This is a genomic window from Pseudomonas nitroreducens TX1 (assembly GCF_000313755.1).
In the GTDB taxonomy this organism is placed as follows: Bacteria; Pseudomonadota; Gammaproteobacteria; order Pseudomonadales; family Pseudomonadaceae; genus Pseudomonas; species Pseudomonas nitroreducens_A.
Genome location: NZ_AMZB01000083.1, coordinates 1 through 17,359, shown reverse-complemented (window position 1 = coordinate 17,359; position 17,359 = coordinate 1). Strand labels below are relative to the sequence as shown.

At 64.4% G+C, this 17,359-nt stretch carries 19 protein-coding genes; 7 read left to right on the top strand and 12 right to left on the bottom strand.

Translation table 11 applies throughout. From position 1 onward, the window contains the following. Positions 1-558 (top strand): Smr/MutS family protein, encoded by a 558-nt coding sequence (locus C167_RS0105470; protein ID WP_017517252.1) that lies wholly within the window; start codon positions 1-3, stop codon positions 556-558. On the opposite strand, the gene C167_RS0105465 is transcribed toward C167_RS0105470, so the two are convergent. Continuing rightward, complete coding sequence (locus tag C167_RS0105465; RefSeq protein ID WP_017517251.1) at positions 559-1,107, bottom strand: carboxymuconolactone decarboxylase family protein; 549 nt, start codon at positions 1,105-1,107, stop codon at positions 559-561. Between the two features lie 74 nt (positions 1,108-1,181). On the opposite strand from C167_RS0105465, the gene C167_RS0105460 reads away from it, so the two are divergent. Both C167_RS0105460 and folE read left to right on the top strand, forming a co-directional pair. Next, positions 1,182-1,523 carry a winged helix-turn-helix transcriptional regulator gene (locus C167_RS0105460; RefSeq protein WP_017517250.1) on the top strand — a complete coding sequence of 114 codons (342 nt, stop codon included), beginning with the start codon at positions 1,182-1,184 and terminating at the stop codon, positions 1,521-1,523. A 91-nt stretch (positions 1,524-1,614) separates the two neighbouring features. Next, positions 1,615-2,160: a GTP cyclohydrolase I FolE gene (gene folE / locus C167_RS0105455; RefSeq protein WP_017517249.1), complete on the top strand. Its 546-nt coding sequence runs from the start codon at positions 1,615-1,617 to the stop codon at positions 2,158-2,160. 64 nt (positions 2,161-2,224) lie between these two features. Here folE and C167_RS0105450 read toward each other — a convergent pair whose 3' ends face one another. The 4 genes from C167_RS0105450 to C167_RS0105435 all read right to left on the bottom strand — a co-directional run bounded on the left by C167_RS0105450 (position 2,225) and on the right by C167_RS0105435 (position 5,761). Continuing rightward, on the bottom strand, positions 2,225-3,064 hold the full coding sequence (locus tag C167_RS0105450) for a cache domain-containing protein (protein WP_017517248.1): 840 nt from the start codon (positions 3,062-3,064) through the stop codon (positions 2,225-2,227). 109 nt (positions 3,065-3,173) lie between these two features. Then, entirely contained in the window at positions 3,174-3,635 is a 462-nt protein-coding gene (locus C167_RS0105445) for a bacteriohemerythrin (protein ID WP_017517247.1), read from the bottom strand. A gap of 355 nt (positions 3,636-3,990) precedes the next feature. Next, positions 3,991-4,593 carry a glutathione S-transferase family protein gene (locus tag C167_RS0105440; RefSeq protein ID WP_017517246.1) on the bottom strand — a complete coding sequence of 201 codons (603 nt, stop codon included), beginning with the start codon at positions 4,591-4,593 and terminating at the stop codon, positions 3,991-3,993. 10 nt (positions 4,594-4,603) lie between these two features. Next, positions 4,604-5,761 (bottom strand): PLP-dependent aminotransferase family protein, encoded by a 1,158-nt coding sequence (locus C167_RS0105435; RefSeq protein WP_017517245.1) that lies wholly within the window; start codon positions 5,759-5,761, stop codon positions 4,604-4,606. A gap of 81 nt (positions 5,762-5,842) precedes the next feature. Here C167_RS0105435 and C167_RS0105430 point away from each other — a divergent pair, with 81 nt between their 5' ends. Then, positions 5,843-6,286, top strand: a complete 444-nt coding sequence (locus C167_RS0105430; protein ID WP_026078821.1) for a MarR family transcriptional regulator — start codon at positions 5,843-5,845, stop codon at positions 6,284-6,286. On the opposite strand, the gene C167_RS0105425 is transcribed toward C167_RS0105430, so the two are convergent. Next, positions 6,283-6,924, bottom strand: a complete 642-nt coding sequence (locus C167_RS0105425; RefSeq protein ID WP_017517243.1) for a hypothetical protein — start codon at positions 6,922-6,924, stop codon at positions 6,283-6,285. The genes C167_RS0105430 and C167_RS0105425 overlap by 4 nt on opposite strands. 344 nt (positions 6,925-7,268) lie before the next feature. Between C167_RS0105425 and C167_RS0105420 the strand changes: the two genes are divergently transcribed. From C167_RS0105420 to C167_RS0105410, 3 genes are read left to right on the top strand one after another with little or no spacing between them, the layout of a single operon-like run. Next, complete coding sequence (locus tag C167_RS0105420) at positions 7,269-7,871, top strand: LysE family translocator (protein ID WP_017517242.1); 603 nt, start codon at positions 7,269-7,271, stop codon at positions 7,869-7,871. Positions 7,872-7,884: 13 nt separating this feature from the next. After that, entirely contained in the window at positions 7,885-9,084 is a 1,200-nt protein-coding gene (locus C167_RS0105415) for a benzoate/H(+) symporter BenE family transporter (RefSeq protein WP_017517241.1), read from the top strand. 48 nt (positions 9,085-9,132) lie between these two features. Further along, positions 9,133-10,296, top strand: a complete 1,164-nt coding sequence (locus C167_RS0105410) for an AAA family ATPase (RefSeq protein ID WP_017517240.1) — start codon at positions 9,133-9,135, stop codon at positions 10,294-10,296. A gap of 114 nt (positions 10,297-10,410) precedes the next feature. Here C167_RS0105410 and C167_RS0105405 read toward each other — a convergent pair whose 3' ends face one another. The 6 genes from C167_RS0105405 to C167_RS35035 all read right to left on the bottom strand — a co-directional run. Beyond that, a complete protein-coding gene (locus C167_RS0105405) occupies positions 10,411-11,403 on the bottom strand; it encodes a fimbrial protein (RefSeq protein WP_017517239.1) in 993 nt (330 codons plus the stop codon). A gap of 48 nt (positions 11,404-11,451) precedes the next feature. Next, complete coding sequence (locus C167_RS32245) at positions 11,452-13,995, bottom strand: fimbria/pilus outer membrane usher protein (protein WP_017517238.1); 2,544 nt, start codon at positions 13,993-13,995, stop codon at positions 11,452-11,454. Between the two features lie 460 nt (positions 13,996-14,455). After that, positions 14,456-15,178, bottom strand: coding sequence for a molecular chaperone (locus C167_RS0105395; protein ID WP_017517237.1), 723 nt, complete (start codon positions 15,176-15,178; stop codon positions 14,456-14,458). A gap of 87 nt (positions 15,179-15,265) precedes the next feature. Continuing rightward, the gene (locus tag C167_RS0105390) at positions 15,266-15,805 is read right to left on the bottom strand and encodes a fimbrial protein (protein WP_017517236.1); all 540 of its coding nucleotides are present in this window, start codon (positions 15,803-15,805) and stop codon (positions 15,266-15,268) included. 179 nt (positions 15,806-15,984) lie between these two features. Beyond that, positions 15,985-16,875: a bile acid:sodium symporter family protein gene (locus tag C167_RS0105385; protein ID WP_017517235.1), complete on the bottom strand. Its 891-nt coding sequence runs from the start codon at positions 16,873-16,875 to the stop codon at positions 15,985-15,987. Between the two features lie 285 nt (positions 16,876-17,160). Then, positions 17,161-17,359 (bottom strand): hypothetical protein (locus C167_RS35035; protein ID WP_235154291.1); only part of this gene is annotated, 199 nt, incomplete at its 5' end.

Below are 17,359 nucleotides of genomic sequence, written 5' to 3'. Positions count from 1 at the left end.
ATGCAAGACGACGACTTTTCCCAATTCGCCCGCGAGATGCGCGGCGTCAAGCGCATCACCGTGGACCAGGCCGACACCGGCAAACCCAAGGCCGACCGCAAGCAGCTCAAGGAGCTGCGGCAGAACGCGACCGTGCGCACCGAGAACATCCGGGTGGATGGCCTGTCCGACCAGTTCGTCATCGACGTCGGCCCGGAAGACGAACTCTACTGGGCCCGCGACGGCGTCCAGGAAGGCCAGATGCGCAAGCTGAAGGCCGGCCAGATCCCCTTCGAGGGCAGCCTCGACCTGCACGGCATGAAGATCGAGACCGCCCGCGAAACCCTCTGGGATTTCATCGCCGAAGCCACTCGCTTCGAAATCCGCTGCGTGCGCGTCACCCACGGCAAGGCCGCGCGCGTCGACGGCCGCAGCCCGATGGTGAAAAGCCACGTGAACACCTGGCTGCGCCAGCATCCGCAGGTGCTGGGCTTCGCCTCCTGCCTGCCGCGCCACGGCGGCACCGGGGCGATCTACGTGATGTTGCGGCGCACCATGCTCGAAGGCCGCGACGAGTAATCAGGCCGGAAAACGCGCGCCGTAGCTTTCGCGCTGCACCTTCAGGCCGTTCACCAGGAACGATACCGAGTGGTAGAAACCCACCACCATCAGGCATTCGATCAGCTGCTCGGCGCTGAAATGCTCGCTCAGCCGAGACCACAACTCGTCATCCACACTCGAGCTGTCGTGCAGGTCGTCCGCCAGCGCCAGCAGAGCCAGCTGCGCAGGACGCCACAGCGCGGCGTCGGGTATCGCGCGGCAGGTGTCGACCAGTTGTTCGTCACTGAAGCCGGTCTTGCCGGTATAGAACGCCACATGCACGCCCCACTCGTATTCCGCACCGCAGCGCGCGGTGGTCCGCAGGATCAGCAGCTCACGGTCCTCCAGGGCAATGCTGCCGCGGTCCAGCAAGCCGCCGGCGAAGAAGCGCTGCAGTACCCGCGGGTTGTGCGCCAGCGTCCGGAACAGCTTCAGCGGCTCGACTCCCGGCGGCATGATCCGCGTGAAGGCGGCCTGCATGTCTTCGGGAAAAGGCGGTTGCAACGGTTCGATACGCGGCTGTGTCATGATGCGCCTCCGGCTGCTATCAATTAAGTAGCACTCAAGCTAGACCGCTACTGAAAAAGTAGCAAGGAGAAACGATGACGCTTCCCCTCCCCGGCAACCCCGTACGCGGCTCCGACAGTGGCCGGCCGATCATGGCGCTGCTCGACCTGCTCGGCCGCCGCTGGAGCCTGCGCGTGCTCTGGGAACTGCACCAGGGGCCGGCGAGTTTTCGCGAGCTGCAGGCGCGCTGCGAAGGCCTCTCGCCCTCGGTGCTCAATACCCGTCTGGGCGAACTGCGGGAGGCGCAACTGGTGGAAAACGGCGCGGATGGCTACCAGCTTTCCGAGCAGGGCCGAGAGCTGGCGCTGCACTGCCTGCCGCTGGCGCAATGGGCCGAAGGCTGGGCGCAACGCCTGGCGACAAACCACCCGCCATAACGCGCCAACCGGCAGCAGGCGCTTGCCAGAGGGGGCCGCGCGCCCTACCCTGCGCCACGGTTTTTATTTTTGTCATTGCCACAGGTAGATCATGTCCCTGGAACAAAACTACTCCGCGATCCTCAGCCAGCTCGGTGAGGACGTCACCCGCGAAGGTCTGGTCGACACGCCCAAGCGTGCCGCCAAGGCCATGCAGTACCTTTGCCGCGGCTACCAGCAGACGCTGGAGGAGATCGTCAACGGCGCCCTGTTCAGCTCCGATAACAGCGAAATGGTGCTGGTCAAGGACATCGAGCTTTACTCGCTGTGCGAACACCACCTGCTGCCGTTCATTGGCAAGGCGCACGTCGCCTACATCCCCAATGGCAAGGTACTGGGCCTGTCCAAGGTCGCGCGCATCGTCGACATGTATGCCCGCCGCCTGCAGATCCAGGAGAACATGTCCCGGCAGATCGCCGAGGCCGTGCAGCAGGTCACCGGCGCGCTGGGCGTGGCCGTGGTGATCGAGGCCAAGCACATGTGCATGATGATGCGCGGTGTGGAGAAACAGAACTCCTCCATGGTCACCTCCGTGATGCTCGGCGAGTTCCGCGAGAACTCCGCCACTCGCAGCGAGTTCCTCAGCCTGATCCGCTGATCGCGAACCGCCGCCATGAAAAAACCGGCCAGAGGGCCGGTTTTTTGTGCCTGCCACCGGCAGGTCAGCGGGTGTAGTAACCCACCGCGACCAGATAGTGCCCAGCCTTGCGCAGGAAAGCGTGCTTGTTCTCCACCTTGCTGGTCACCGGGTTACGCCACTGGTATTCGAACTCCGCTTCACCCTTGGCCTTCACCAGCTCCAGCATGGCGTGGCCGATGGGGTTGCCGCCCGGGTCCTTGAGCGAGTCGAAATCGGTACCGACCATGCGCGTGTTGAAGCCGTGGGCGACAAACTTCGAAGTATCCAGGTCGACCACGAAGACATAGAGGTCATCCTCGATGAACGCCTTGTCCCGCGCGGTGATCTGCTTGAAGGTGCCTTCCGGGTCGGCCTCCACGGCCTTCACCGCCTTATCCAGCATGGCTGCCGCCTGCTGTGCCGAAGCGCGCGGGATGTAGTAGCCCACCGCGAGGAAGCGCTCGCCGACACGCTGGTAATACACGTGCTTGCGCTCGACCTTGCCGTCTGCCCAGTTCTTCCAGCGGTAGTCTGCCTGCTGCACCTTGCCGGTTTCCGGCGATTTCAATGCCTTGGCGAACTGCGCCTGGAGCGAGGGATCGAGCGTCGAGGAAACGTCGCGGTCGATCAGCACCACCGACGGGCCGCCACTGGCCAGCATGGTGCCATTGCTGTCTACCACGAAGACGTAGAGGTCGCCATCGACGAACTCGCCCTGGCGACTGAACGCGGCAAAGGCCTTGTCGCCTTGCTGCTTGTAGGCGGCCACCGCCTTGGATAGCAGCGCCTTGGCGCGCTGGTCGTCGGAGGTCGACGAGGCGGCCGGCTGAGCGGCGAACAGTGAAAAGGACGACAGCAAAGAAAGCAGCAGCAGTGACTTCAACAACGTCTTCATGCGCGAATACCCCCGTGGCATTGCTTTTAGTTGTGCAAGGAGCATAGCCAGCCGGGGGCGATTCGCGCTGGCATTCACTGCCCAAACAGGGGGCGATTCAGCCGAAGAATCGCTTCATCGAGCGCGATAGCCAGCCGCCATGGCTCTGGTCGCGGGTGAGTTCGTGCATGGTGGCCTTTACGGCCTCGACGTAGTTGGCGTCGTCATTGCGGATATGGTTGAACAGCCAACGGCCGAGCAGGCCCTTGAGCTCCTCGGCAACGTCCTCGCCGGCATCGAAGCGCGTGCGGTAGTCGGAAACGCGCTTGATGAAGAGTTCATGGACCTTCTTGTGCGCCCGGGTGAACTGGTAGCCGGAGTCCTCCAGCAGGGTCTCCTCGAAGGCGAAGTGCGAGATGGTGTAGTCGACCAGCTCCTCGATCACGCCGCCGAGCATGGCCCGGTCGTGATGGGCCTGGGCCTCGTGCAGCTGGTTGATCATTTCGACGATGCGCTTGTGCTGTGCGTCGATCACTCCGATCCCGGTATCGAGATCCGCCTGCCAGACCAGATAGGCCATCTTTTCCCTCCCCACGCCGGACGACGACACTGCCTGCCGCTCGCGCCCGGCCACATCGGTACATCCCGCATGGCAGCGCGCCCAGATTAGGGATGGCGACAAAACGCCGCCATGATGCTGGTCAACCCCAAAGCCACGAAATGCGCGGTTTAGAGAGGTTCTTTCGGATTTTTCTGATAGCAAATTGCCTGTTTCACACAGAAGTTCGGATCGACCTGTAGGAGCGAGCTTGCTCGCGAACCACCTAGCGGCCGGACATTCCGTTCGCGAGCAAGCTCGCTCCTACAAAAATGCTCGGCACACAATGAAAAACGCCGCTTCCAGGGAAGCGGCGTTTTCAAGGGCAAGGTGCAGATCAGTCCTGCATCCCCACATGCCGCGGGTGATCCGCCACCCGCGCCAGCCAGGCGTTGATCGCCGGGAAGTTCGACAGGTCGAAGCCGCCCTGGTGGGCCACATGGGTGTAGGCGTACAGGGTGATATCGGCGATGGAATACTGGTCGCCCACCAGATAGGGCGTCTGCTCCAGTTGCTTCTCCATCACCTTCAGCGCCTTGTAGCCGCCCTTGTGGCAGCGCGTGTATTCTTCGCGGCGCTCCTCGGGCAGGCCGAGGTAGAACTCGATGAAGCGCGCCACCGCCACGTAGGGCTCATGGCTGTACTGCTCGAAGAACTGCCACTGCAGCACCTGGGTGCGCAGGCGCGGTTCGCTGGGCAGCAACTCGCTGCCATCGGCGAGGAAGTTGAGGATGGCATTGGACTCCCACAGGCAGGTGCCGTCCTCCAGTTGCAGCACCGGCACCTTGCCGTTGGGGTTCATCGCCAGGAACTCGGCGGTCTGCGTCTCGCCCTTGATGATGTCGATCTCGCGCCACTGGTAAGGCAGGTCGAGCAGGTGCAGGGCCAGCTTGACCTTGTAGCAGTTGCCGGACAGTTGATCGCCGTAAACGGTGTACATGCTCATCTCCTCACTGGGGCTGGGCGTCGCGGATTACCGCGGCCAGGCGGCGCAAACCTTCGCCGGCACGTTCCGGCGCCACGTGGCTGAAGTTAAGCCGCAAATAGCCGGGATTGGCGTCAGGTTGCGTAAAGAAAGGCTCGCCGGGCATGAAGGCCACGTTCTGCGACAGCGCCTTATCCAGCAAGGTACGGGTGTCCAGCGGCTGCTTGAGCTTGAGCCAGAAGAACAAACCGCCCTGGGGCACGTTCCATTCGGCCAACTCGCCAAAATGCTCTTCAAGTTGCTTCTGCATTGCATCGCGGCGTATGCGGTAGAAATCACGCAGCTCGGCCAGGTGGCCTCGGTAAGCCTCGGTGCCGAACCACTGCAGCGCCTGCCACTGGCCGACGCGGTTGGTGTGCAGATCAGCAGATTGCTTCAGACGCAGCAGATGCGGGAACAGGTCCGGCGTGGCGATCAGGAAACCGACGCGCAGGCCTGGCAGCAGTGTTTTTGAGACAGTGCCGGTGTAGATCCAGCTGGCGCGCTTCAGGCGGCTGACCAGCGGGGTCGCGGTGCCGGCATCGAACACCAGCTCGCGGTAGGGCTCGTCCTCGATCAGGGTCACGCCGAACTCGTCGAGCACGGCGGCCACCTCATCGCGGCGCTGTTCGCTGTAGCGCACGCCGGACGGATTCTGGAAAGTCGGGATCAGGTAGGCGAAGGCCGGTTTGCTGGTTTCAAGGCGCTGGCGCAGCGCGGCGACGTCCGGACCTTCGGCGCCCAGTGGCACCGTCAGGCAGTTCGCACCGAACAGCTGGAAGGCCTGCAGCGCAGCGAGGTAAGTCGGCGCTTCGAGCAGCACCTCGGTGCCCGGGTCGATGAACAGCTTGCTGGCCAGGTCCAGCGTCTGCTGCGAGCCGCTGACGATCAGTACCTGGCTCGCCTCGCAGGGCACGCCCAGCGCCCGCGCTTCGGCAGCGATGGCTTCGCGCAGCGCCGGCTCCCCTTCGCTCATGCCGTACTGGCCCATGCTCGCCGGCATGTCGTCCCAGTTCACCTTTGGCAGCATCGGCTCGGCGGGCAACCCGCCAGCGAAGGACATCACCTCCGGGCGCTGCGCCGCAGCGAGGATTTCACGGATCAGAGAGCTTTTCAGTCGGGCGATGCGTTCGGAGAAGGCCATGGGGTCACCGGTAGCGGGAGCACGGAAGAATGAGTCAAACTGCTTGACCGAAGCTACGACGCCCGAGACTGATACGTCAATATGCCTGACCTAATAAAAAATGCCCTGCAACTCCAGGCCATGGAAGCCTTCTTCTTCAGCTATCGCGCCTTCACCGCGAAACCTGACGAGATGCTGGCGCGCCGAGGCCTGAGCCGGGTGCACCACCGCATCCTGTTCTTCATCGCGCGTAATCCGGGGCTTTCCGTCAGCCAGCTACTGTCCGCCCTGGGGGTGACCAAGCAGGCACTGAACCTGCCGCTGCGCCAGTTGCTGGAGCGCGACCTGATCCGCAGCGAAGCCTGCGACAACGACAAGCGCCGGCGCCTACTGGCGCTGACGGCCGAAGGCGGCAAGCTGGAAAAGGCCCTGCGCCAGGAACAGGGGCGCCTGCTGCAACGGGCCTTCGACGAAGCCGGCGAGGACGCCGTGCGCGGCTGGCTGGCGGTCAACCAGGCCATCGCCTGGTCACAGGACGAAGACTAGCGGGCAGCGGCTTCCAGCTCGCGGGCGGCGCGCAGGAACATCAGCGCCAGCGGCAGCAGGCTGGCCATCGCCAGGGCGGTCCCGGGCAGGAACAGCAGGACGCTGAGCAGGCAAACGCCAGAGGCGACCTCCAGCCAGCCCATGACCTTCACCGACGGGTACGGCAACTCGATCTTCAGCAGGCGAACGCCGTACCACAGGGTGACGACGCCGGTGGGCACGAACAGTCCCATGAAGCCCATCAGCGCCCCGTTGAATTCGCCGCTGAGCTGCTCGTCGAAAATCAGGCTGTAGACCTGCATCACCAACGCAATGGCAATCGACAGCCCGACCGGCCAGGCCAGCCCGCGGGCGTTGAAGCGGTCCTCGAGAAAACTGCGGGTGCGCCACAGCAGGAAGCAGCCGAGCACCGTGCTGAGCACGCCAACCCAGAGTTCATAGCGCTGCCAGGTGCTCGACTCGTGCAGCGCGGCGGCGAAGGACAGGACGAACAGCACCACATCGCACAGCAGTAGCGCCAGGCTCAGCCAGCCAAGCAGACGCAGAAAGCCGGGATTCCAGCGCCCGGCGAGGAATACCCCCGGAGCACTCTGATCCACCAGCTCGACCTTGGGGGCGGCATAGGGATTCTGTTCCATGGTGGCGATCTTCCATCAGTCATGCGGCTTTCCCGCACCATACCGGCGCACTCCCGCGCACGCCACTGCCGCTCGCACTGTACGGGCCGTTCGGCGACTGGCTGTTATGGGACAGCTCGGAGCCTGCGGGATTAGGCTGGTTCAACTTGAGATTCTGCGTGGGGCCGCCCTCTCCCTAACCCTCTCCCTGAAGGGAGAGGGGACCGTAAGGTGCCGGATGAAACCCCGGCTTCAGCCGGCACGGATGGCTCCCTCTCCCTTCAGGGAGAGGGCGGGGGAGAGGGAAGCCCAGGCACAAAGCTTCAGAAAAACAGTAGTCCCCAGAACAAGACCGGTACCCCGCCATGCCCCTCGAACTCCTCGGCGCCTTCGTGCTGTTCGCCTTCGTCACCTCCATCACTCCCGGCCCCAACAACATGATGTTGCTGGCCTCGGGCGTGAACTTCGGCGTGCGCCGCACCATCCCGCACATGCTCGGCATCAGCATCGGCTTCCTGCTGTTGGTGGTCGCCGTCGGCCTGGGCCTGCACCAGCTGTTCGCGCGCTTCCCGGCCACCTATACCGCGCTGCGCTACGCCGGCGGCGCGTATCTCCTGTACCTGGCATGGAAGATCGCCCGCTCCGGCGCGCCCGAGGCGAAAGGCGAGCACAGCGCCAGGCCGATGACCTTCCTCCAGGCCGCTGCCTTCCAGTGGGTCAACCCCAAGGCCTGGGTGATGGCCGTGGGCGCCATCGCCACCTACCTGCCGGCCAACAGCTGGATCGGCAACGTGGTGCTGATCGCCACCCTGTTCGCCGTGGTCAACCTGCCCAGCGTGGGCGTCTGGACCATACTGGGCAGTCTGTTGCGGCGCTGGCTGGAGGACCCGCTGCGGCTTCGCCTGTTCAACTTCGGCATGGCGGCGCTGCTGGTCGCCTCGCTCTACCCTTTGCTCACCCGTACCTGATGGAAGTTCGTGCATGACTGACACCACACCCGCCAGCGCGCCGCTGCGCCCGTTGGCAGACTCCTCCCCCGCCGCCATCGTCGCCGGGTTCGTCGCCATGCTCACCGGCTATACCAGTTCGCTGGTGCTGATGTTCCAGGCCGGCCAGGCGGCGGGGCTCAGCACCGCGCAGATTTCCTCATGGATCTGGGCGCTGTCCATCGGCATGGCCCTGACGACCATCGGCCTGACCCTGCGCTACCGCACCCCCATCGTCATCGCCTGGTCCACCCCAGGCGCCGCGCTGCTGATCAGCAGCCTGCCCGGCGTGCCCTATGGCGAGGCCATCGGCGCGTTCATCGTCTGCGCCGCGCTGATCACGATCTGCGGCGTCACCGGCAGCTTCGACCGCCTGATGCGCCAGGTGCCCGGCTCGCTGGCCTCGGCCTTGCTGGCCGGCGTGCTGTTCCGCATCTGCATCGAGATCTGCAACGCCGCGCAGCAGCAGACCGCGCTGGTGGTGGCGATGTTCGTCAGTTACCTCGTCGCCAAGCGCCTGTCGCCGCGCTACGCCGTATTCGCCGCCTTGCTGGTGGGCATCGCCCTGGCCGGATTCCTCGGTCTGCTCAACTTCAGCCACTTCCAGCTGGAGATCGCCCGCCCGGTGTGGACCACGCCAAGCTTCTCGCTGGCCGCCACCATCAGCATCGCCGTCCCCCTGTTCATCGTCGCCATGGCCTCGCAGAACATGCCCGGCCTCGCCGTGCTGCGCGCCGACGGCTACCAGGTGCCCGCCTCGCCGCTGATCTCCACCACCGGCATCGCCTCGCTGCTGCTGGCGCCGTTCGGCTCCCACGGCATCAACCTGGCGGCCATCAGCGCGGCCATCTGCACCGGCCCGGAAGCCCACGAAAACCCGCACAAGCGCTACACCGCCGCGCTCTGGTGCGGGCTGTTCTACGGCATCGCCGGCATCTTCGGCGCCACCCTGGCCGCGCTGTTCGCCGCGCTGCCCAAGGCGCTGGTGCTGTCCATCGCCGCGCTGGCCCTGCTCGGCTCGATCACCAACGGCCTGACCAACGCCATGGCCGACGCCCGTCAGCGCGAAGCGGCGATGGTGACCTTCCTGGTCACCGCCTCGGGCTTCACCCTGTTCTCCGTCGGTTCGGCCTTCTGGGGACTGGTCGCAGGCCTGCTGACCCAGCTGGTGCTGAACTGGCGCCGCGCGCCGTAAGACCCTTCTGCTAGCATGCGGGCGTTTCCCGCCCACGGATCGCCTCGAATGCTGCACACCCTGGCCGTCGCCAACTACCGCTCGATCAACTCGCTGGTGCTGCCGCTGGGCCGGCTGAACCTGATCACCGGCGCCAACGGCAGCGGCAAGTCCAACCTCTACCGCGCCCTGCGCCTGCTCGCCGAGACGGCACAAGGCGGCGTGGTGAATGCACTGGCCCGCGAAGGCGGGCTGGAATCTACCTTCTGGGCCGGGCCGGAAAGCCATTCCCGGCGCATGCGCACGGGCGAGGTGGAAGTCCAGGGCGGCCCGCGCAACGAAGTAAAGCGTCTGCGCCTGGGTTTTGCCGGTGAAGACTTCGGCTACGCCATCGCCCTCGGCCTGCCGCCACCCCCGGTGACCAGCGCCTTCGGCCTGGACCCGGAGATCAAGCACGAAAGCATCTGGGCCGGTCCCTGGTATCGCCCCGCTTCACAGCTGGTGGAACGCAACGGGCCGGTGCTGCGCGCCCGCGAGGGCCGCAGCTGGCAGGTACTGGAGCAGCACATTCCGACCTTCGACAGCCTGTTCACGCAGATCGGCAGCAGCTCGGACTGCCCCGAGGCGCTGCTGCTGCGCGAGCAGATTCGCGGCTGGCGTTTCTACGACCACTTCCGCACCGACGCCGACGCCCCTGCGCGCCAGCCACAGCTGGGCACACGCACGCCGGTGCTGCACCACGACGGCCGCGACCTCGCCGCCGCGCTGCAGACCATCCGCGAAATCGGCGACGCCCGCGCACTGGAAACCGCCATCAGCGACGCCTTCCCCGGCGCCGAACTGCTGATCGACTGCCAACCCGGCGGACGCTTCGCCGTGGCGCTGAAGCAATACGGCCTGCTGCGCCCGCTGAGCGCGGCAGAACTCTCCGACGGCACCCTGCGCTACCTGCTGCTGGTCGCCGCCCTGCTCACCCCGCGCCCGCCGTCGCTGATGGTGCTCAACGAACCGGAAACCAGCCTGCACCCGGACCTGCTGCCCGCACTGGGACGGTTGATCATCGCCGCCTCGAAGCACACCCAGGTCTGGGTCGTGTCCCACGCCAGCCGGCTGATCACCACGCTGGAGGAATACCCCGAGTGCAACTGCCTGCACCTGGACAAGGAACTGGGCCAGACGCGCATCCGCGACCAGGGCATGTTCGACGCGCCAGCGTGGCATTGGGCGGATTGAGCAAGCCATCGCAGCCGGTAGGAATCGCCCCGGCCACTTTCCAACGCGCACCTGCGCCAGCCGATTCGGGAATATTGCACTGGCGGCCTATCCCGGATCGGAAGCGGATCGTGCTCACAGGTACGTCAGGGTATAGGCAGCGTTGGCAATCACCGTGCCCGGCGCGACCGAATCGTTCACCTGCACATACCTTGCTATCAGCGGAATGACGACTGCCTGCGCGGTCGAGTTGGTGAGTATGCTCAGCACGGTGCCCGTCGAGCCGCCGGCCGGGGTGTACTGCACAACGCTCCCCTGGCTGAGCAACTGAACGCCCAGTCCCGCCGCAGTGGAGGCGGTGGCGAGCCTCAGGCTGTTGCCGGCGTTACCCGGATTGCTCATATCACTGAAGGAAAGCTGGGCCCGAACGTTCGCCTCACAGTGAAGACCCAGGTTGAACGCCTGCGCCCCTGCAGTTGCACCCATCGCGCGAAAAGTCTGTTTCCCCACGTTGGGCAAGGTGACCTCGAGACTGGGCGTATCCACCGAGCAGGTGGGAATGCTGGGGCGGGAGACAGTGTAATTGTAGGTCAGCGTACTTTTGACATCGGTCTGGTTGGCCCACTGCTGGTTCGGAACGTGGAACCACCACTGGGTGCTCTGCGCCACCGTGCTGATGGTGTTACTGAGCTTGACCAGCTCGAAGGCTCCACTGAGAGCATCGTTGCCGGTCGCCGTCTTCAGCCTGAACCCCACGCTCGACGACTCCAGGGTCAAGGCGGTACCCGATGCACCCAGCACGCGCAAACCGAGTCCGGAAGCAGCCAGGCCCGGGTAGGTGTAGACATTGGCATACGGCGTTGTACTGAAGGCCTGTCCATTGGCGAACAGGTACCAGCCATCCGTAGGGGCGAAGGTGAAATTACAGCTCACTTGGAGGGAGAAGCTCGTGCGGGTTCCCGGAATGGTTTGCCCAACCGGCAGGGATGACAGCACACCGACATTCGGCGTCGAAAGCGTCATCGGGAGGGGGGCTGTGCAGTCTGAGTAGCGTGCGAATGCAGGGAGCGCTGCGATGGATAGGCAGAAGCTCAAGATGCAGGTAGCGAGTATGTGGATCGGTTTCATGCCTGTGCTGCCTCGTCGTCAGGTAAGGGCGTCGCCGGGCTTCATCGCTCAGTGGACGCAGGGGGCCTGCTGGGATTCGAGAAATGCCTGGGAACGGGCGGCCCCATCCCTTGGGCGCTGATAGTCAATCTCACAGCTGAATGGGTCATCGGTGACCTTGAGCTTGCCGTGGTCCTTCTCGACTCGGACAAAGACCTTTCCGCCCTGCCCCACCACACCAACTTCGGCGCCCTTCTCATCCAGCACCCTGGCACCGAAGGGCAATGGGCTGCCATCGGCCTTGCGGCTCTGGATGATTAGCGCGCGACCACTCACGGCTTCGAACGGGACCATGACCACCGCCCCGCTACGAGGCACTACATCCTGTGCGGTGCTTTTCAGCTCGATGTCATCGGATAGCCCTTTGGGGTCCAGTTCCAGGGTGTTGATACGGTAGGGCGTGAGGTAAGGCACGACGGCCTGCCCACGGCCATCGAGCGTGAGGTTGTTCGCATTGCCGACCTGGGCGCCGGCTGCGCCGGGGGCATCGATGATGGCGATGCTGTCACCCAGGGACTGGCCGAAAGTGACACCGTTGGGGTGGGCGACCACGGACCCTGCAACGCCTGCGGAGGCCTGGCGGTAATCGCTGCCCTGGCTCACCGATCCGCTCACCGTGCCAAAAGAGCTGCGGTACTGGGCATTGCCGCTGAGGCTGGCGGCGCTCTGGCCAGCGGCCGGGCGGTCATAGGCGCTGGTGACGCCGTAGTTGATCTGGCCTTCCTTCCCGGCGGTGCCGCTCAGGGTGCTCTGCAGGTTGCTCGCACCACTGCTGCTGCGGCTGACGCTGCTGGTGAGATACGGGCGGTTGCTGCCGGTCTTGCCGATGGGCAGCGAGACGCTGAGCAGGACCTGGCTGTCCGAGGCTCCGAAGGCATCCTGGGTGCGCGAGGCGCTGACCGAGGTGCTGCCCCAGCTCCAGTGGTGGTTGTAACCGGCCTGGTACTGGGTATCGAAGCCTTCGTCGTTCCAGTAGTTCTGGACCGACCCACTGGCGAACAGGTAGCCACTCCCGATGTTCTGGCTGATGTTGATTTCGCTGCGGCTGCGGGCGCGGCGGACAGCATCGGCACCACCCTTTTCGTCGCCGTACTCGCGGATCTGGTCACGAGCGTTCAGGGCATCGTTGAGACCGAAATAGCCATCGGTGGAATACCGATAGGCCGCGACGGTGAAGTGCGTGCCGGTGCTCTGCAGGATCTTGTTGTAGCTGATGCGCAACGAGCGGCCGCTGTACTGCTGTCCCTCCAGGTCTGTGCTGGCCTGGGTCAGGTCCGCGCCGAAGGCGCCGTACTCGGTGGTGAGCACGCCTCCCAGGAGCGCGGAGGTGTAGCCATCGGAGATCGAACTGCCAGTGTAGGCGGTGATGCTGTTGGTAATCCCGCGCTGGTAGGTGGCCTGGGCGACGTAGGGGCTGTAGCCATAGGTGAGGTCCCGCACCTGGCCGACGCTTGCGGTGTAGCGCGAGACGCCGGGGCGCAGGGAACGAGCCACCGAGGAGAATGGCACGGTGAAATGGTTTTCCTGGCCGCCGGCTTCGGTCACCGTCACATCCAGGTCACCGTTGTCGCTGGTGGGGTTGAGATCGCGGATCTCGAAGGCCCCTGGGGCAACGGTTTCCTCGTGGATGATGTAGCCGTTCTGGCGGATGGTGACGCGGGCATTGGTGGCGGCGATACCGCGAACGATCGGCGCATAGCCACGCTGGGAGTCGGGCAGCATGCGCTCGTCGCTGTTCAGGCGGACCCCGCGCAGGGGAACCGAGTCGAACAGGTCGCCATCGGTATAGGCATCGCCGAGGGTCAGTTGAGAGCGGAGCGAGTCGACATCGCGCTGGGCGAAGGTGGCGAGGTTCTCCAGGGACTTGCCGTCCTGCCCCCAGTTGAGCGACGAGCGCTGGCGCAGGCGCCAGTCGCCCAGGTTCAGCCCGCCAATGAGGCTGGCATAGGCGCTCTGCTGATCGCGACCCTGGCTGTTGCTCTGGTAGCCGCTGAGGTTGTAGTCGAGGAAGCCGGCGTTGACGCCGCGGTCCCAGCGCTCGGGGCTGACGTAGCCACGCGGATTGCGCCGCAGCATGGCCTGGGGAATGCTCAGGTTCAGGCGCTGCTCGCCCACGTCGACGACTGCGCTGGCGCCTTCGATGAGGGCCGTTGGATCAAGACAATCAGCGCTGAGCTTGTCCGGCGGCAGTTGGTCGAGCTTCACGCCGAACTGCTCCAGTTGCAGAGGCGAGAAGCACGCCTTGGCATGGCTGGGCCGCTCACCGGCGACGAAGCGGATGTCCTGCGGACCCAGCGCCGTGCCATTGAGCTGCACATCGAGGTTGTAGGTACCGGGCTCGATCTGGTTGCTCTGGCGAAAGCGCGACAGGTTCATGGAACGCGCGCCCTGCCCCCACAACATGTCGCTCTCGAAGGTGGTCACCGCACTTTCATCCGGCTCCGCCAGCACAACGCCGCTGTACAGACCACCCAGCAGGCAGACAGCCAGTGCCAGGGGTTTGAGCGAGAACGCCAGGCGTTCCTGCAACGGATAGCGGAAGGTGCTGTTCATGGCTGAACCTCGCCAGTGTCCTGCGGACCGCCCCGGGGGTGCGAGCATGCCGATCCCCTCCCGGCGCGGTGCGGGTGTTAGAAGAGGTCGGGTGGATAGCGCCGGTAGCGGCAGAGCTACCGGATCAGGTGTGCGTCGATCCGAAACCTGCGACGCGGTGGCGGCTGTCCTGGAACGACTTTCAGCGGCGTTTTCATGGGCTGAGACCTGCGGTAGTGGTGCTCTGCGCCGGGGTGCCGGTGCGGAGGCGATGGAACGAGTTTCCGTCCCGCACCGGAATTGCCCTACCGTATAAAACCGACATGCTTGTAGGAATTATCCCAACAGATAGCGAGCTATCGATCTGGACAACGAGAAGAAGCGATGTGCCCGATTGCCCGTCTGGGCCACTTGCCTTGACCGCGGGGCAACCGAGCGAGGGTCCGCCGTCGACCACGCTGGGCGGCCCGGGACCGAGCGATCAGGGTTTCAGGGGCTGGGAATACTCGAGCACGGCGCCCAGGTCGGAGATGCTCGTGTAGTCAACCTTGCCCGTCGTGACGGGAGCGCCCTTGAGTGGAATCATCTTGCGTTCGCCAGGCGCCAGCATGGAGGAATTGATGTCGAGCGTCGGGCTGATGCCGTTCACGCTGACTTTGCCCAGGGTGACGTAGTAGGGACTGTCATTGCGACATTCCAGCGCCCATTCCGAACCATTGCGCAGCACGCGCCATTGCAACTGCTCGGCGGCCGCCGCGGGATTGCCGGGCAAATTGGCGGGGCGATAGAAGAACTTCACGCGGCTGCGGAAGGCGATCTTCAAACGATTCTGTCCTTGCGCCGAGGACGGCGGGACCTCCAGCACATTCAGCCAGAACAGCGACTCCTTGTCCTGCGGCAGGGCCTTCTGCCCGGTGAAACGAACCCGCAGCGCCTGGCCCTTGTTCGGGTCTATCCGGGCGATGGGCGGGGTAAGCACGAAGGGTGCCGTGGAGGTATCGGGCGTTGCCTGGAGGTTGCCTTCGTCGATCCAGGACTGCACCAGCATCGGTGACTGTCCGTCATTATTGAGCTTGACCGTCACTTCCCGCTGGGCCGCGTCGTAGACCACACGAGTACCGGTGATCACGATAGAGGCCTGAGCCTGACCGATCACCAGACAGGCCGACAGCAACAACCCCAAGCCAAGAAAAGCGCGCTTCATGGAGACCTCGTCATTGAAGTAGATGAGCCGCCGCCCGCGAGAGCTGATCGCCAGCCCTCGCTTGCCATTGCCGGTGGCGCGTCCGGATTACGGATAAACAATGGAGTAGGTCACGCTGGACCTCACTTCGCCCGCGCTCGGCGTGGCCGAGTTGGAGTAGTACTTCACGGTGAAGGGAATGGTGACGCCGGTTCCGGTGATATTGGTGAAGGCCGTGGCCGGTGCGGCCCCCAACTGCAAGGGGGAGCCGTTGCGGAAGATAGCCAGGTCGACTTCCTGAGCGCCGCTGCCGGTGTTTGTCAGGCGCCCCTGGGCGTTGACGTTGGCGCCCGGTTCGAAGAACACGGCGACACCAGGGTTGCCGCTGACGTCGCTGCCGCTGCAGCCGGACAGGTCGATCGTGAAGTGGGTATCACCCCCGGTAGTGCCGACACCCGCCAGGGACGACTTCGAGACGGTCGGCAGGGTGACGGTGCCGTCGCCGGTACCTGCACCGTTGATCTGGATGGTGCAGGTGACGTCCTGGACCTTGCCGTTGAAGGTGATGGTGCCGTCGGATGCCTGGGCCTGCATCGCCGAAGCGGCAAGAGCGAGCAGAGTGGAGAGGGAGATCAGGGACTTTTTCATCGGAGTTTCCTACATGAGTGAACTGGCTCCCAACCACCGTCATTGATGGAGGAGATAGCCAAATTCTGTTCTCACGTAGGAAATAGCCCTGCCGTAATGTCCCTATCACCGTGTAGGAAAAATCCTTTTAAGAGCACTGATCGTGCGCTCCCTTTTGCAGGAAGGGAGCGCACGATCAGTCAGGCAGTCGCCCGCTCCGGCGCTGCCTTGCCCACGCCCCGGCTGACCCACCAGCCGAAGAGGCCGGCAGTGAAGAACATCAGCACGCCATAGATCGCCGCCGGAATGGCCATCGTGCTGTTGTTCAGCAGCATGGGGCTGAGCGCCAGTGCGATGGCAAGCGTGCCGTTGTGGATACCGATCTCCATGCCGATGGCAATGGATTGCGGCTTCGACAGCTTGAGCAGGCGCGGCACGCAATAGCCGACGGCGAGGCTGAGCAGGTTGAAGCTCAGGGCCGCGGCGCCGACGATGGGCGCATAGGTCAGGAAGGTCTGCCAGTCCTTGGTCACGGCCACGCCGATGATCACCGCCAGCAGCAACGCGGAGAGAATCTTCACCGGCTTCTGCAGCGCCGCCGCCACGCTGGGCAGCAGCCGCCGCACGAGCATGCCGATGGCCACGGGGCCCAGCACGATGACGAACACCTGCAGCACCTTGCCGAATTGCAGCGGGATGGTCTGGCCGTCGTTCATGAAGTACAGCAGCGAAAGATTGACGATCAGCGGCATGGTGAGGATGGCGATCACCGAGTTCACCGCGGTCAGCGTGATGTTCAGCGCCACGTCGCCGTGGGCCAGGTGGCTGTAGAGGTTCGCCGTGGTGCCGCCGGGGGACGCGGCGAGCAGCATCATGCCCACGGCCAGCGCGGCTTCGAGAGCAAAGCCCACAGTGATGAGGAAGCATGCCAGGGGCAGCAGGATGATCTGGCAGACCAGGCCGATGAGCACGGGCTTGGGATAGCGCACCACGCGGGCGAAGTCGGCGACGGTCAGGGACAGGCCGAGGCCCAGCATGATGATGCCCAGGGCAATGGGCATGAAGAGCGTCAGCAAGGGATCGTTGGTCATTGTCATTATTCTCCAACTGGGATGGGCCGATTGTTTCGGCCTCTTGGGCGCTTGTAACTGGCCTTGCGGGCCAAAACCACTTCATCCTGTAACTGAATGCGAAATTTTGCAGCGATCGGGGTGGGAGCTTCAGGCAATTTCGCCCCTACAGGCTTCACGGAAGACGTGGTGCGGGGGCTGCCCTCTCCCCCGCCCTCTCCCTGAAGGGAGAGGGAGCCGTTCGGCGTGCCCGGAAATTTCCGAGTTCGCCGGCCAGCCAACGAATCCTGTAAAGCCGCCGGGCCTTCAGTAAAGCAACGTAATCACCACCGCAGAGGACAGCCCCCTCTCCCTGAAGGGAGAGGGAGCCGTTCGGCGTGCCTGGAAATTTCTGAGTTCGCCTGCCAGCCAACGAATCCTGTAAAGCCGCCGGGCCTTCAGTAAAGCAACGTAATCACCACCGCAGAGGACAGCTCCATCTCCCTGAAGGGAGAGGGAGCCGTTC